This window comes from Aureivirga sp. CE67 (assembly GCF_015767245.1).
Classification (GTDB): Bacteria; Bacteroidota; Bacteroidia; order Flavobacteriales; family Flavobacteriaceae; genus Aureivirga.
The window spans coordinates 1-16,525 of the sequence record NZ_JADOTV010000029.1; the positions used below are offsets into that span (position 1 = coordinate 1).

General features: G+C 28.4%; 11 protein-coding genes. 10 read left to right on the forward strand and 1 reads right to left on the reverse strand.

The window, feature by feature from the left end:
* The first annotated feature begins 206 nt into the window (after positions 1-206).
* The 6 genes from I0K12_RS20400 to I0K12_RS20425 all read left to right on the forward strand — a co-directional run bounded on the left by I0K12_RS20400 (position 207) and on the right by I0K12_RS20425 (position 4,918).
* A complete protein-coding gene (locus tag I0K12_RS20400; RefSeq protein WP_196890035.1) occupies positions 207-554 on the forward strand; it encodes a hypothetical protein in 348 nt (115 codons plus the stop codon).
* Between the two features lie 188 nt (positions 555-742).
* Complete coding sequence (locus I0K12_RS20405; RefSeq protein ID WP_196890036.1) at positions 743-1,366, forward strand: hypothetical protein; 624 nt, start codon at positions 743-745, stop codon at positions 1,364-1,366.
* Between the two features lie 78 nt (positions 1,367-1,444).
* The gene (locus tag I0K12_RS20410) at positions 1,445-2,992 is read left to right on the forward strand and encodes a HEAT repeat domain-containing protein (protein ID WP_196890037.1); all 1,548 of its coding nucleotides are present in this window, start codon (positions 1,445-1,447) and stop codon (positions 2,990-2,992) included.
* A 95-nt stretch (positions 2,993-3,087) separates the two neighbouring features.
* Complete coding sequence (locus tag I0K12_RS20415; protein WP_196890038.1) at positions 3,088-4,161, forward strand: toxin-antitoxin system YwqK family antitoxin; 1,074 nt, start codon at positions 3,088-3,090, stop codon at positions 4,159-4,161.
* A 115-nt stretch (positions 4,162-4,276) separates the two neighbouring features.
* On the forward strand, positions 4,277-4,753 hold the full coding sequence (locus I0K12_RS20420; RefSeq protein WP_196890039.1) for a toxin-antitoxin system YwqK family antitoxin: 477 nt from the start codon (positions 4,277-4,279) through the stop codon (positions 4,751-4,753).
* A 15-nt stretch (positions 4,754-4,768) separates the two neighbouring features.
* Positions 4,769-4,918: a hypothetical protein gene (locus tag I0K12_RS20425; protein WP_196890040.1), complete on the forward strand. Its 150-nt coding sequence runs from the start codon at positions 4,769-4,771 to the stop codon at positions 4,916-4,918.
* A 277-nt stretch (positions 4,919-5,195) separates the two neighbouring features.
* Here I0K12_RS20425 and I0K12_RS20430 read toward each other — a convergent pair whose 3' ends face one another.
* Entirely contained in the window at positions 5,196-6,491 is a 1,296-nt protein-coding gene (locus I0K12_RS20430) for an aminopeptidase P family protein (protein WP_196890041.1), read from the reverse strand.
* Between the two features lie 82 nt (positions 6,492-6,573).
* On the opposite strand from I0K12_RS20430, the gene I0K12_RS20435 reads away from it, so the two are divergent.
* From I0K12_RS20435 to I0K12_RS20450, 4 genes are read left to right on the forward strand one after another with little or no spacing between them, the layout of a single operon-like run.
* Positions 6,574-9,444, forward strand: a complete 2,871-nt coding sequence (locus I0K12_RS20435) for a T9SS type B sorting domain-containing protein (protein WP_196890042.1) — start codon at positions 6,574-6,576, stop codon at positions 9,442-9,444.
* 15 nt (positions 9,445-9,459) lie between these two features.
* Entirely contained in the window at positions 9,460-12,342 is a 2,883-nt protein-coding gene (locus I0K12_RS20440) for a T9SS type B sorting domain-containing protein (RefSeq protein ID WP_196890043.1), read from the forward strand.
* Positions 12,343-12,362: 20 nt separating this feature from the next.
* Positions 12,363-14,549, forward strand: coding sequence for a gliding motility-associated C-terminal domain-containing protein (locus tag I0K12_RS20445; RefSeq protein ID WP_196890044.1), 2,187 nt, complete (start codon positions 12,363-12,365; stop codon positions 14,547-14,549).
* A gap of 9 nt (positions 14,550-14,558) precedes the next feature.
* Positions 14,559-16,445, forward strand: a complete 1,887-nt coding sequence (locus I0K12_RS20450; RefSeq protein WP_196890045.1) for a gliding motility-associated C-terminal domain-containing protein — start codon at positions 14,559-14,561, stop codon at positions 16,443-16,445.
* Positions 16,446-16,525 lie beyond the last annotated feature (80 nt).

Sequence of the window (16,525 nt, forward strand, 5' to 3'; positions counted from 1 at the left end):
GTTCCTGCTTTTCTTCGAGGATCTTCTATTTTTGATAAATGGTCAAATAAGGACAATAGTTCTTCTTTTTTGCGAATATAATAAATAATTAAACAAACGTGACAGCCCTGCTCTTGAGAGGGGCTAGGGGTGTGTTTTTAAAATAATTAAAACTCTCTCATAAGATTTTAAATGTGATAAATTTTAATTTTTATTCAATTTTAGAAATGCTAAAAAAATATATCTGGATTTATTATGGAATTGCAATATTGCTAAATGTAGTTCCAATCCTTTTAATGTTAATTGGAAATGAAAATATACAAGGAGAAAGAGGTTTAGGATTATTCATTTTTATTCCTTGGGCTTTGTTATGTGCACTTGTTTATATTTCATACTTTTTTATCCTAACTTTTAAAAGAAAATCTCATAAGATTATTGGTCTATTTGTGCCAGTAATTTTGATGTCATTTCTTATAATACCTTTTTCTTTGTTATCTTATTTAATTCTTTTGAATTTAATTTTAAATGGAATTTTTTCTCTACATTTTGTCTTAAAATATGAAGACCATAAATAAGAGTTTGCAAGATTTATCTTATTATTAGATTTTAATAATAGATATCTCTACGTTTAGTTTCTCCTAGTGAGTTTTAAATGCGAAAATAGATTTTATCACGATTTATTTTCTATGAAGATTTACCGATTATCAAATTTTCTTCTTGAGAACTGGACTAGATGTGTTTTAAAATAATTAAAATATAAGAAATGAAAAATAAAATACAAGTCATTAGAGTTTTTTCAAAAGACGAAAGACTAATGAAATTAGATTATACTACGGAATATAGAAAACAATTAGATGGTTGGTTGGATATTAAGAAATTTTCATCATCATCAATTATTGATAACCAACTTTTAATATTAGAAAAATTTAAATCTACAATAAAAATTGATAAATCAGTTGGTTTGATTATGATCCATGAAAAATTCGAGAGATTAGATCAAAATGAGAGAAAGAACACTTTAATAGAAACATTCCCCAAAGATTTTTCATCTATAAAATTGCAAGCATTAGAGGTGAAGCAAATGGAAAGTTCTATGTTAGAGATTTTAACAATTGCTACAAAAGATCCTATAATTAGTGAATTACCATCGCCAAATAGGATGGCACATATTATTGCTACTTTAGCACCGAATAAAACAATGCGATATCAATCAAATTATAAATATGATTCATGGGGAACGAGAAGAGGGCAGAGATCGTATCTAGAACAAGATTGGATTATTCAAAATCTAGGATTAGTAGATGTTGTAGATTTTTCAATGAAAGAAAAAGAACAAGTTGTTCTTGAGATTGATAAAACGGTAAACGAAAGGAAGATTTTGAAATAATTAAATTTCTCTAATTTGATTTCAAACATGATAATATTTATTCAATTAAAAAAAATATTTCTACAACAAATAAAAAAAATGGAATTTTTAAAAAATTTATTTTATAAAAAAAAGTCAAAAACAAATAGTATAATTACTTCTTCAGAAGAATCATTGCCAGATCTAGAATCTATGACAGAAATACGTCAGATTTCTAGTGTTTTTAGTTGGGTTTTTAATCAAAATAAAGAAACAGCCACAAAAAGTGCAGAAGCGATTCATCGAATTTTTACTTCGCAAACTTTAATTAGAAATAGTGATTTTTATAACTCTGTTAAAGATATTTATTTGAGAAATGAAAATCTGAGTAAATTTTTAGATTTTGAAAGCGAAATACAGAATAGTTTATATTGTATCACTTCCATGAATAGAAATGGATATATTCGAGAGGAAGCTCTTCGAAATTTGATTAAAAATCCAACGAAATCTACATTGCCTTTTTTATTATTTCGACTTTCAGATTGGGTTCCTTATATTAGAGATTTGGCTAAAAAAGGAATTGAAAAATTAATAGAAAAAGGGGAAACTTCTTGTTTTATTCACAATCATAAAATTGTTGAATGGTTATTAGATGTCAACAGAGCAGATCTCCGTGATATACACCAAAAAATAATTGATTTTATTTTTGATGAAAATAATATAGAATCGACGCTTGAAACTATTCAAGATTATAATGAAGGAGCACGATTATTTATCTTCAAAAATTTAATTAAGCAAGGAAAAGTAAATGATCAGATTTTTGATTTAATTCTAAAAGATAAAATCTATTTGATTCGATTATTGGCTGTTAGAAATATCAATTTGCTTGAAAGAGCAGATGTTTTGAAAAAGCTTTTAAAAGATAAAAATCAAAAAATTAGAACTTACGCAATTTATAATATATCTAAAAATAATGTGGAAGTTTTTCAAGAAGAACTAAATCATTTGCTTTTTGATAATTCTACTTTTTTGAGAACAACTTCTAGGCACTTGCTTTCTTCTATAAAATCGCAAAATTATGTCGAATTATATAGAGAAAAAGTACAATCAAATCCGAACACAGGAAGTATTATTGGACTTTCAGAAGTGGGAGATAAGTCGGATTTAGCTTTATTAGAAACTTTTTTAAACTCAAAAATCATAAAACAGAGATCAGCAGCACTTTATGCTATTTCTAATTTAGACGAGAAAAAAGCAAAAGAAATCGCATTTGAAATGCTGAATGATGATTCAAATTCTGTGAAAAAAGTTTGTTCTAATCTGATAATTAGAGAAAAATTATTGGAAGATATTACAAAACTTCGAAAGCTATATAAAAACGGAACAACAGATACAAAACTACAAGTATTGAAGCTGTTGAATAATTATGGTGGTTGGAGTATTGCAGGAGATTTTATAAAAGGAATTAATGATGAAAATCCTAAAATCAGACATATATCTTATGGGTTTTTAGTTGGTTGGTTCGATTACACTATACGTCTTAGCCAAGAAATTAAGGCAGCTGAGAGAGCGTATGTTTTAGATGCTATTCAAAAGACAAATTTGGAAAATGATGTTCCAGATCATTTAAAAAGAATAATAAATCGAATTCCCTTTTTGTTTAAGTAATATTTATTTGATTATTAGTGTAATAATCGTTTTTTTGTCTATTAATGTTAAAAAAATAAATTTGTCAAAAATAAAACTTTAAAAAATATAATATGATGAAAAGAAAAGTCCTTTATTTATTTACTATGCTATTACTTATATCTACTTCTTATGGGCAGGAAGTTTCCAAAGAATATTATAAAAATGGACAATTGAAAGCAATTGGAAATTTGAAGAATGGAAAACGAGAAGGAGAATGGAAGGCGTATCATGAAAATGGTAAGTTAGAATCTTTAGGAAATTTTGTAAATGGAAAAGAAGATGGTCAATGGAAGTTGTATCATGAAAATAGCCAGTTAAAAAGTTTAGTGAATTATGTAAACGGAAAACGAGAAGGAGAATGCAAATTTTATCACCAAAATGGTCAATTATTATTGATTGGGAAGATGCAAAATGGGAATGCTGAAGGAGAATGGAAAATGTTTCATAAAAACGGACAATTACAAAGTATAGGGATTTATGAAAAGGAAAAAGAAGAAGGTAAGTGGAAATATTATCATGAAAATGGTCAATTATCAAGTAAAGGTAAAATAGAAAAAGGAATAAAAATAGGAAAGTGGAAAGATTATCATAAAAATGGACAATTATCAAATATTGGTAATTATGAAAAAGGAAAAGTTGAAGGTGAATGGAAATTTTACCATGAAAATGGTCAGTTATCACAAATAGGAAATTATAAAAATGGAACAGCAGAAGGCGTCTGGAGAGTTTATTATGAAAATGGTCAATTGTCAACTATAGGTGGTTTTGTAAAAGGTAATCAAGAAGGTGAGTGGGAATTTTACTATGAAAATGGTCAATTATCAAGTATTGGTACTTGTGTAAATGGAATACTAGAAGGTGAATGGAAATTTTACCATGAAAATGGTCAATTATCACAAAAAGGAAATTTTATAAAAAATGATGCAGAAGGAAAATGGAAGATATATCATGAGAATGGTAGTCTTTATCAGATAAGATTATGGAATAAAGGTAAATTTATGAATATCATTTCTTGTTTTGATAATCAGGGAAATTCTTTAGATAAAGGAACTTTAATCAATGGTAATGGGACAGTTAATTTATATGATGAAGAAGGAAATTTAACTGAAACAAGAACTTATAAAGATGGTGTTTCTGTAGAGGAATGATTTCATAAAAATATAAATATTAAATAGACTTTCGATTAATTGAAAGTCTATTTTTTTGTCTATTAATGTTAAAAAAATATATTTGCAAAAAAATAAAACTTTAAAAAATAATATTATGAAAAGAAAAGTACTTTTTTCGATTGTGTTGCTGTTGTTTATATTTATTTCTTGTAGCCAAAAAAATTATAAATCATATCATGAAAATGGTAATTTAGCTAGTATAGGAAATTATGTAAATGAAAAACAAGAAGGGGAGTGGAAGTATTATCATGAAAATGGTCAGTTGTCAAATACAGGGAGAATTAAAAATGGAAAATATGAAGGGGAATGGAAATTTTATTTCGAAAACGGTGACTTATTCAATATAGTGAATTATAAAAATGGAAAAGAAGAAGGAGAATGTAAATTTTATCACGAAAATGATCAATTATTAAGTGTTGGAGAAAATGAAAATGGAAAAGAAGAAGGAGAATGGAAATCTTTTCACGAGAATGGTAAGTTATCAAGTGTAGGGAGTTTTGAAAATGGAAAAGAAGAAGGAGAATGGAAGGTATATCACGAGAATGGTAATCTTTATCAGATAAGATTATAAAGTAAAGGAAAATTTATGAATGTTATTTCCTGTTTTGATAATCAAGGAAACCATCTTGAAAAAGGAACTCTAATCAATGGAAATGGTACTGTTAATTATTATGATGGAGATGGAAATTTAACCAAGACAAGAACTTTTAAAGATGGAGTGCTTGTTGAGAAGTAATTTCTTTAAGATAGATTAATTTAAAAATAGACTTCCGTTTAATTGGAAGTCTATTTTTTTGTGTAAATAATTATTATTTCTAATATTTTTAAGGGCGAAACCATTTTTCTTCGTTTCAGAAAACTCAGAAAAAGGTCGGGCTTTACGCTACAAGTTTTTCTTTTCTGAAAAAGAAATTCTACACAATCCGCGGGCTTCTAAGGTCGCCTGCGTTTGTCAAGAATTTCTAATTTCCATAAAAGAAAAAGCTTTTCACTACAATCCCTTTCGCAAAAGATCAAGATTCTGCCATCAAAGCTTCAATTTCTTCAATTTCGATAGGCATCTCTTTTGTCAGATTAATAGGACCATCAATAGTAATCAGATAATCATTCTCCAAACGAATTCCCAAATTCTCTTCTTCGATATAAATTCCAGGTTCGCAAGTAAGTACCATTCCTTCTTTTAGGTTTTCGCTATACAGCCCAACATCGTGCACATCCAAACCAAGATGATGAGCAGTACCATGCATAAAATATTTTTTATAAGCAGGATAATCTGGATCTTGATTTTCGATTCCTTCATGTGTTAATAAACCTAATTTCAAAAGTTGTTCTTCCACCAGTTTTGCCATTTCTTTTTCATATTCTGCATGGTTTTTACCAACAGTTAATAGTTTTGAACCTTCTTTCAAACAATATAAAACAGCATTATAAACTTCTTTTTGTCTTTCTGAAAATTTCCCATTCACAGGAATACAACGAGTAGTGTCTGAATTGTAATTTGCATAACAAATTCCGAAATCAATTAATATTAAATCTCCATCTTTACAAATAGAATCATTTGTGTTGTAATGTAAAGAGCAAGCATTGATTCCGTTCGCCACAATAGGTTTAAAAGCATGACGAGTTGCACCATTTTTTACAAGCGTATAAGTTAGTTCTGCTTCTAGTTCATATTCTTTACAGTTAGGTTTACACGTTCTTAAAACTCTTTCAAAACCTTCAATTCCGATATTCGCAGCTTTTTGAATTAGTGCAACTTCCAAATCCGATTTTATCGGACGAAGTTCTCTCGTAATTTTTGCAACACGATGATACTCATGAAGAGGATATTTTTCTTTACACCATTGAATCATTCTATCTTGCTGTGTTTGCATATTTGCTGTTACACGTTTGATGTGTTCATTGTGCCCAAGATAAAATCCGTCTGCCTCGAAAGCGAAAAGTTGCAATGTTTTTTCAAACTCATGAAGCCATTTTACATTTTTGATTCCAGAAATTTCAGAAGCTTCTTGTTTGGTTAATTTATTCCCTTCCCATCGTTTTATAAAATCATTAGTTTCTTTTATAAACAAGATTTCACGATTCTCTTTTTTGTAAGCGTCCGGGTAAATAAGTAAAACCGTTTCCTCTTGATCAATTCCTGAAAGATAAAATAAATCATTGTTTTGTGCGAAACCCATTAGATCATCAGCATTTGTAGGCATTTCATCATTAGATGAAAGAATAGAAATTGTGTTCTTCTTCATTTTAGAATTGAAACTATTTCTATTATTTATGAATAATTCTGTAAGTATTTTTTGATATCTCATTTGATTGAATAGCTGTGTTTTAGTATAACGTGTTATTTGTGTTAAAAAAATGTATATTTAAAATCTAAACAAAAATAATAATATGAAAAAAATAATAATCACCCCACTATTTTGTTGTTTTTTATTCCTTTTTCAATTTTTACATGCACAGAAAGAAGCGAATAATTGGTATTTTGGAGCTAATGCAGGAATAACTTTTAACACAGATCCCCCTTCTGCATTGTTAGATGGTCAATTAAGTACATCTGAAGGATGTTCTTCTATTTCGGATTCCGAAGGAAATTTACTTTTTTATACAGATGGTTCTACAGTTTACAATAAGAATCATGTAGTGATGTTAAATGGAACAGGTTTAATGGGAAACTCCTCAAGTACACAATCAGGAGTAATTGTTCCAAAGCCAGGATCAACTACTATATATTATATTTTTACAGTACCAGTTTATTCTTCTATTGGTTTAAGATTTTCCACTGTAGATATGAGTTTAGATGGTGGGTTAGGGGGAGTTATTTTAGCCGAAAAGAATATTTTATTGCATACAGATTCGATGGAAAAATTGACAGCAATTTATAATCATCAAACCCAAGAATATTGGGTAGTTTCTCCTCAATTTAATTCTAATAAAGTTTTAGCGTATAAAATAGATAGTTCTGGGGTTAGTACAATAGCTGTTTCTTCAGATATTAGTTTATACATGTCTACTTTTGGACACACAGTGGGATATATGAAATTTTCACCAAATGGTAAGAAGTTAGCAATGGCTCTAGGGTATGGTACAGGTATTTATGTATTTGATTTTGATGTGGATACAGGTGTTTTGAGTAATGAGTATATACTTCCTGCTGAAAATATAGAACCTTATGGAGTTGAATTTTCTCCAGATAGTAATCTTTTGTATGTGAGTTATTGGGTTTCATTTAATCATATTGATCAATATAATATTTCTTTACCAACACAAGCAGAAGTTCAAGCATCGAAATATCAATTAGAAATACCTTCAAATCAAATATACTCATTTAGTTGTTTGCAATTAGGACCAGATGGTAAGATATATACATCTCCTAGTTTTTCAAATTATTTGAGTATTATTCATAATCCAAATACTATAGGTGTCGGTTGTGATATAGAACCAAATGGTATTTATCTTGGAGATAATTATACGACAGCAGGTCTACCAGCTTTTATACAATCTTTTTTTGAAACTCCTGAATTTGAGTTTGAAAATTTATGTCTAGGAGATGTTACAAGCTTTTATTATGACTTTGATTTAGCAACGGATATAGAATGGAATTTTGGAGATTCTTCTTCAAGTAATAATACCTCAAATGAATTAAACCCTACACATATATATACATCAATAGGGGATTTTGTAGTTACTCTTACCTTTAATATTGATGGTGAAGAATTTGAGAAAACTCAAATTATAACAATCTATGAAGTACCGGGAATAACGGAAATAGATGACTTTATAGTTTGTGAAAATGAAAATACAGCTTTAGGAAGTTTTGATACTTCTAATGTAGAAGCATTATTACTAAATGGACAGACTGATGTAGTTTTAAGTTATTTTGATGAAAATGATAATGAATTGACAAGTCCATTGCCAAATCCATTTGATTCTCATACTCAGGAAATAACTGCAGTTTTAAAAAATGCTTTGCATGAAGAATGTTCAGAGGAAGTTACGATTTCATTTATTGTTAATGAAAATCCAGAAATAGAAGCATTAGAAAATATTAAAGAATGTGTTGAAGTCGAAGGTTCTTATGAAATTGACTTATTGAATTATGTTCATCAAAATATTTCTGAAGATTTTACATATAATTTTTATAATTCGGAAGATAATGCTTTAAACTCTGAAGAAGAAATTTCCACAATACAGATTATATCTGAAAATACGGAAGTTTTTATTAAAATTATAAATGAAGAAACAGGATGTTTTACAATAAAACCTCTATTGATTGAATTATATTTTATTCCACAAGTTGATGAAATAGAAGAAGTTAAAATCTGTAATGAAGATAATGATGGTTTGGTAGTTTTAGATTTAAATATTTTAAAGAGTTTTGTTTTAGAAGAAGATTTATTAGAGAATTATAATATTACTTTCCATCTTTCAGAAAACGATGCTTTTGAAAATTTGAGTGCTTTAGAATCTGTTTTTTCAATGACAGAAAATTCACAAGAATTATTTATTCGAGTTGAAAATCCATTATCAGAAGATTGTTTTTCAATTTTTAATTTTAAAGTGCTTCAAATAGGGAAACCAGAAATCAATTTGGAGGAGGAATATATGTTCTGTAATTCAGATATTTTGATTTTTGAAATAGAAGAGTTTGATGGTCGTGTAGAATGGTCAACTGGAGAAATAACTAATTTTATTGAAATTTCAGAAGCTGGAACATATACTGTTACTTTAACTAATGATGTAACTTTTGGAGAAATTTGTGAAACAACTCATGAATTTGAAGTTTACCAATCTACAGCAGCAACAATTGAAGAAATTAAAATTCAAGATTGGACAAGTCAGGAAAATGCTATTGAAATATTAGTTTCAGGTTTAGGAGATTATGAATATTCTTTAGATGGAGAAAATTACCAGGATTCCAATGAATTTACAGATTTAATTTTTGGGGATTATACTATTTATGTTCGAGATAAAAATGGTTGTGGAGTTGTTTCAGAAGAAGTTACACTGATGTTTTATCCAAAATATTTTACACCAAATGGAGATGGGATTCATGATTATTGGCAAATTCATGGAAATGAAAATTTAAAAAATGCGAAACTCTATATTTTTGATCGTTATGGGAAATTAATAGAAAAAATATATCCACGAGGAAAAGGCTGGGATGGAACCAAAAATGGATTAGATCTTCCTTCTACAGATTATTGGTTTTTACTTGAAAAAGATGGAAAAGAATATCGAGGTCATTTTACATTGAAAAGATAAAAACAAAAAATCATTATGGAAAAACAAAAAAAACTACTCTTTTTATTTTTATTAATAACGTTTAATGCTTTTTCCCAAAAAGAAGCGAATAATTGGTATTTTGGAGCTAAAGCAGGAATTACTTTTAATACAGCCCCCCCTTCAGCATTGTTAGATGGTCAATTAAATACATTTGAAGGCTGTTCCTCCATTTCTGATTCTGAAGGGAATTTACTTTTTTATACAAATGGTTCTATGGTTTTCAATAAAAATCATGAAGTGATGTTAAATGGAATAGGTTTGATGGGAAACACTTCAAGTACCCAATCAGGAGTAATTGTACCTAAACCTGGATCAACTATTATATACTATATTTTTACTGTGCCAGCTTATTATAATGATTTTGATAGCTTAAGATTCTCCACTATAGATATGAGTTTGGACGGAGGGTTAGGAGGAGTTGTTGTAAGTGAAAAGAATATTTTATTGCATACAGATGCTATGGAAAAACTGACAGCAATTTATAATCATCAAACCCAAGAATATTGGGTAGTTTCACCTCAATTAAATTCTAATAAGGTTTTAGCATATAAAATAGACAATTCTGGGGTGAGCACAATTGCTGTTTCTTCAAATATTAGTTTAAACATGTATAATTTTGATCACTCATCGGGATATATGAAGTTTTCTCCAAATGGTAAGAAGTTAGCAATGGCTCTAGGGTATGATGAAGGTGTTTATGTGTTTGATTTTGATATTGATACGGGGGGGGTGAGTAATGAATATATACTTCCTGCTGAAGGTGGAGATCCTTATGGAATTGAATTTTCTCCAAACAATAATCTTTTGTATGTGAGTTATGGGGATTTATATAATCATATTGATCAATATAATATTTCTCTACCGACACAGGCAGAGGTTCAAGCATCGAAATATCAATTAGAAATGCCTTCAGCAGTGGAATATAACTATTGTGCTATGCAATTAGGACCAGATAGTAAGATATATGTATCTCCTTTCAATGAGAATTATTTAAGTATAATTCATAATCCAAATATTATAGGTGTCGGTTGTTATATAGAACCAAATGGTATTTTTCTTGAAAACAAATTTACAAAATTAGGTTTACCAGCCTTTATACAATCTTTTTTTGAGGCTCCTGAATTTGAATTTGAAAATTTATGTCTAGGAGATGTTACAGCTTTTTATTATGAATTTGATTTGGCTACGGATATAGAATGGGATTTTGGAGACCCCTCTTCAAGTACTAATACTTCAAATGAATTAAATCCTACACATATATATATATCAACAGGAGATTATGAAGTTACTCTTACTTTTAAAATTAATGGAGAAGAATTTGAGAAAACTCAAATTATAACAATCTATGAAGTACCCGAAATACCCGAAATACCCGAAATAAATGCCTTCATAGTTTGTGAAAATGAAAATACAGCTCTAGGAAGTTTCGATACGTCAAATTTAGAAGCATTATTGCTAAATGGACAGACTAATGTTGAAATAAGATATTTTGATGAAAATGATAATGAATTAGCAAGTCCATTGCCAAATCCATTTGATTCTCATACTCAGGATATAACAGCTGTTTTAAAAAATGCTTTGCACGAAGAGTGTTCAGAGGAAGTTATGATTTCATTTATTGTTAATGAAAATCCAGAACTAGAAGAGGAGGTTTTGAATATAAAAAGCTGTCTTTTTTCAGGTGAAAATTTTGAAATTGATTTATTGGAATATTTAAATCAAAATACTGTAACAGGATATGAAATTAGTTTTTATTTAAATGAACAAGATGCTTTAAATAATGAAAACGCAATTGAAAATACTCAGCAATTTACAGAAACAACAGAAATATTTGTTCGAATCGAAGATCTTGAAACAGGTTGTTTTAATATTGAGTTTTTAGAAGTAGAAATATTTGAAAAACCTAATAATATAGAAATAGAAGAAGTGAAAATCTGTAATGAAGATAATGATGGTTTAGTAGTTTTAGATTTAAATATTTTAAAGAGTTTTGTATTAGAAGAAGATTTATTAGAGGATTATAATATTACTTTCCATCTTTCGGAAAACGATGCTTTTGAAAATTTGAGTGCTTTAGACTCTCTTTTTTCAATGACAGAAAGTTTACATGTGTTATTTATTCGAGTTGAGAATCCTTTGCTAGAAGGTTGTTTTTTGGTTTTTAATTTTACTGTACTTCAAGTAGAAATACCAGAAATAAATTTGGAGGAGGAATATATATTCTGTAATTCAGATACTTTGATTTTAGAAATTCCAGAGTTTGATGGTCGTGTAGAGTGGTCAACTGGAGAAATAACCAATTCGATTGAAATTTCAGAAGCCGGGACATATTCTGTTGCCTTAACTAATGATGTAACTTTTGGAGAATCCTGTGAAACAACTCATGAATTTGAAGTTTACCAATCTACGGCAGCAATAATTGAAGAAATAAAAATCCAAGATTGGACAAGTCAAGAAAATGTTATTGAAATATTAGTTTCTGGTTTAGGAGATTATGAATATTCTTTAGATGGAGAAAATTACCAAGATTCCAATGAGTTTACAGATTTAACTTTTGGAGAATATATTATTTATGTCCGAGATAAAAATGGTTGTGGAGTTGTTTCAGAGGAAGTTACACTGATGTTTTATCCAAAATATTTTACACCAAATGGAGATGGAATCCATGATTATTGGCAAGTACATGGAAATGAAAACTTAAAAAATGCTAAACTTTATATTTTTGATCGCTATGGAAAATTAATAGAAAAAATATATCCACGAGGAAAAGGTTGGGATGGAACCAAAAATGGAATAGAGCTACCTTCTACAGATTATTGGTTTTTGCTAGAAAAAGACGGAAAAGAATATCGCGGGCATTTTACTTTGAAAAGATAATCCTTAAAATATAACTTATTATGAAAAAGAATTTTTACTTATTTGTTTTTTTATTTAGTATAATATTTAATTGTTTTTCTCAAAAAGAAGGATACAATTGGTATTTTGGAGGTAACGCAGGAATAACTTTTAATACGGATCCTCCTTCAGCTTTGTCGGATGGTCAATTAAATACACATGAAGGTTGTTCTTCAATCTCAGATTCTGAAGGTAATTTACTTTTCTATTCCCATGGTACCACTATTTATAATCAAAATAATCTTATTTTGATGAATGGGGATGAATTAAGTGGTGGAAATTCTAGTACACACTCAGCAGTTTTTCTAGAAGCAATAAATTCAGATCAATTCTATTACCTTTTTACCGTAGATCAAGTTCAAAATTATCCATCAGGATTAGGACTTAGATATTCTAAAATTGATAAAAATTTAAATGGAGGGTTAGGTGCAGTTATTGCTGATGAAAAAGATATATTGATACATCAAAATTCCTATGAAAAATTAGCTGCATATTTCAATGGAGAAACAAATACATATTGGATAGTTACAATTAGGAAAGATACAAATCAACTTCTTACATATAAATTAACAGAGAGTGGAGTTGAATCAACTTTTGTTGTAAGCGAATTAGGAGATTTAAATTTTAATGGTCCATCTTTTGGATATATGAAATTTTCTCCTGATGGTAAAAAATTGGCAATTGCAAATTGGGAACAGGGTTTATGGTTACTTGATTTTGATAAACTAACAGGTGAATTTTCAAATCCAATTCAGCTTTCAACTATAGCATCTAGTTATGGAATTGAATTTTCAGCAAATAGTAAAGTTTTGTATGCATCTTATTGGGGGGAATATAATTATATTGAGCAGTATAATTTAAGCTTAGAAAATACGGAGGAGATAATTAGTTCTAAAATAAATATATTTGAGAATACACAAGAAATTTATTATCCAAGAGCACTACAATTAGGACCAGATCTTAAAATTTATTTTGCAATAAATGGTTTAAATTATTTAAGTGTAATTCATAATCCAAATGATATTGGAACAAATATTGAGAAAGATTATGTGTTTCTAGGTGATGATAAATACTGTACTTCAGGTTTGCCAACTTTTCAATCTTCCTTATTTTTGAAAGTCGATTTTGATGTTGAAAATTTATGTTTTGGTGATAGTGCAAATTTTTATCTGGATATAGATTCGATAACAAATATTGAATGGAATTTTGGAGATTCTGTTTCTGAAGATAATATTTCAAATGATGTAAGTCCTACTCATGTTTTTTCTTCACCAGGTGATTTTGAAGTTACTTTGAAAATTACAATAGGTTATGAGAGTTATGAGGTAAATAAAAATATTACTATTTATGAAGTACCCCATATAAATGAGATAAATGATTTTTATTCATGCGAAAATGATAGTGCAGGTATTGGTTCCTTTGATACATCATCAGTTGAGTCCACATTAATTGGAAATCAAGAAAATGTTGAAGTTTCTTATTTCGATCAAGAAGGAAACGAATTACCAACTCCATTTCCAGATACTTTCGAAACGAATTCACAAACAATTTCAGCTGTTTTAACTAATACTTTAAACGAAAATTGCACAAATGAAACGTCTATTATTTTTGAAGTAAATGAAAACCCATATCAAGAACCAATTCCAGATTTTTTTATTTGTAAAGGTGAAGCTACAGAATTTAATATTTTAGAATATGTAGAACAAAATGATTTTAGTTATAATCAAGATATTTATGAGTATTCTTTTTACATTTCAGAAGAAAATGCTCAGTTTAAGGAAAATTCGATTACTTTTATTTCACAATTTCAAGAAGAAGAAACGATTTATATCAGAATTGAAAATAAGACGACAGAATGCTATGATATTTCATCTTTTGAAATAAAATTTAAAAATGAGGAAGATTGTGAAGAATTAATGATAGAGATTCCAGAAGGATTCTCTCCAAACGGAGATGGAATTAATGATTTATTTGTAATTAAAAATCTTTATGAATTATACCCAAATTATAAAATCGAGTTTTACAATCGTTGGGGAAATAAAGTCTACACAGATGAAAAAGGAAAACATTGGAATGGGCAATTAGACGGAGATAAAACAAGGGCAGCTGCTGGAGTTTATTTCTTTGTTTTAGATTTTAATGATGGTGATAGAGAATCTTTTCAAAGTAAATTATATTTAAATAAATAATAAAATCTTATGAAAAAAAAACAACATCTAATTTTAGGGCTATTATTCTTGTTATTTACACAATTAATACATGCTCAAAAAGAAACAAGTAATTGGTTTTTTGGTAATTATCATGGGATAACCTTTAATAATAATCCCGTAAGTGAATTATCTGGGAATGCAATTTTTGCGCCAGAAGGAACGTCTTGTCATTCTGATTCAGAAGGGAATTTATTATTTTATTCTGATGGTGTTACCATATATAATCAGAATCATGAAATAATGTTAAATGGTGAAGGGTTGTTAAGTAATCTATCTTCTACCCAATCATCTATTATCATTCCTAAACCTAATGATCCTAACAAATATTATATATTTTGTAATGCTCCCAAATTAAGTTTTTCAGAAATAGATATGACTTTGGATAATGGTTTAGGAGGGGTGACAGATAATAAAAATATAATATTAGAAGAGGAGAACATAAGTGAGAAGTTTTCTGCTGTTTATGATATAAATACTAATACATATTATGTTGCAACTATAAAAGATTATGATGAAAATCTATCAGTTCCAGATCAATTTTTAGTTATAAAAGTTACAGAAAATGGAGTTGAAGATGATTTTATTTATACAGATATTGATAATAAATTATATCTTTTTGGTCAAATGAAGTTTTCACCAAATGGTAAGAAAGTAGCTATGACGATAAGAGAGAATAGTGAATTAGTTGCTTGTGTTTATGATTTTGAAAATGATTTAACCTTAACAAATAGGATAGAATTAAGGTCTTCAATTACAGATAATATTGCTCCTTATGGAATAGAATTTTCTTCAAATTCAACTTATATATATTTAGACTGCAATGAAGGGATTTTAAAATATGATTTAAGTTATTCGACAGAAGAACAGATTAATGAATCGAAATTACTTGTTTATGATAATCCTTCTTTAGGAGGTTTTCAATTAGGAATGGATAGGAAAATTTATATCCATTCTTTTGGGAGAATGTTTGTGATTAATAATCCAAATATTGAAGGTGTAGATGTTGGAATTGAGCAAGTTTTTGAAAATTTCACAGTATTTGGATCTGCTGGTTTACCTACATTTATCCAAACTCATTTTAAAGACCCAGATTTTACAGTTGATAATATATGTGTTGGAGAAGAATTAAATATTGATTTTGAAGAACATTTTATCCAAAATATACAATGGGATTTTGGAGAACCAGATTCTGATACAAATATAGCTTTTGGTTTAAATCCTTCTCATTTATATTCTTCTCCAGGGAATTATATAATTACATTAAATTATGAGCAAAATAATGTTTTACATGAAGTAAAAAAAGAGGTTGTTGTTTTTGATGTTCCTACAGTTTTAGATGATTTATTAATTAAAAGTTGTAAGACTGAAGATGGTATCATCTATTCTTTTGATACATCTTCTATTCATGAGAATTTACTCAATAACCAAGAAAATGTAGAGATTTCTTATTTCGATGAAGAAGGAAATGAATTACCTTCTCCATTTCCAAATACTTTTGATTCAAAACCTCAGGAAATCAGAGTGAATTTAAAAAATACGCTTAATGAAAATTGTACGAATGAAATTTTAATCTTTTTAAAAATAGGAGATTGTGAAGAATTAATGATAGAGATTCCAGAAGGATTCTCTCCAAACGGAGATGGAATAAACGATTTATTTGTAATTAAAAATCTTGCTGAAAAATATCCAAATTATAAAATCGAATTTTACAATCGCTGGGGAAATAAAGTCTACACAGACGAAAAAGGAAAACATTGGAACGGACAATTAGATGGAGATAATACGAGAGCAGCTGCTGGAGTTTATTTCTTCGTTTTAGATTTTAATGAAGCTGAAAAAGAACCATATCAGGGGAAATTATATTTAAATAGATAATTTTTTTAAAAAATATTTTAATGAAAAACATCATTGACTTTCAGTAGTTTAATGGTGTTTTTTGTTTTTAAAAAAGTTAA

Excerpts from the sequence above, each read along its gene's own strand:
- I0K12_RS20400 (WP_196890035.1), top strand. The coding sequence starts at position 207 with ATGCTAAAAAAATATATCTGGATTTATTATGGAATTGCAATATTGCTA.
- I0K12_RS20405 (WP_196890036.1), top strand. The coding sequence starts at position 743 with ATGAAAAATAAAATACAAGTCATTAGAGTTTTTTCAAAAGACGAAAGA.
- I0K12_RS20410 (WP_196890037.1), top strand. The coding sequence starts at position 1,445 with ATGGAATTTTTAAAAAATTTATTTTATAAAAAAAAGTCAAAAACAAAT.
- I0K12_RS20415 (WP_196890038.1), top strand. The coding sequence starts at position 3,088 with ATGAAAAGAAAAGTCCTTTATTTATTTACTATGCTATTACTTATATCT.
- I0K12_RS20420 (WP_196890039.1), top strand. The coding sequence starts at position 4,277 with ATGAAAAGAAAAGTACTTTTTTCGATTGTGTTGCTGTTGTTTATATTT.
- I0K12_RS20425 (WP_196890040.1), top strand. The coding sequence starts at position 4,769 with ATGAATGTTATTTCCTGTTTTGATAATCAAGGAAACCATCTTGAAAAA.
- I0K12_RS20430 (WP_196890041.1), bottom strand. The coding sequence starts at position 6,491 with ATGAGATATCAAAAAATACTTACAGAATTATTCATAAATAATAGAAAT.
- I0K12_RS20435 (WP_196890042.1), top strand. The coding sequence starts at position 6,574 with ATGAAAAAAATAATAATCACCCCACTATTTTGTTGTTTTTTATTCCTT.
- I0K12_RS20440 (WP_196890043.1), top strand. The coding sequence starts at position 9,460 with ATGGAAAAACAAAAAAAACTACTCTTTTTATTTTTATTAATAACGTTT.
- I0K12_RS20445 (WP_196890044.1), top strand. The coding sequence starts at position 12,363 with ATGAAAAAGAATTTTTACTTATTTGTTTTTTTATTTAGTATAATATTT.
- I0K12_RS20450 (WP_196890045.1), top strand. The coding sequence starts at position 14,559 with ATGAAAAAAAAACAACATCTAATTTTAGGGCTATTATTCTTGTTATTT.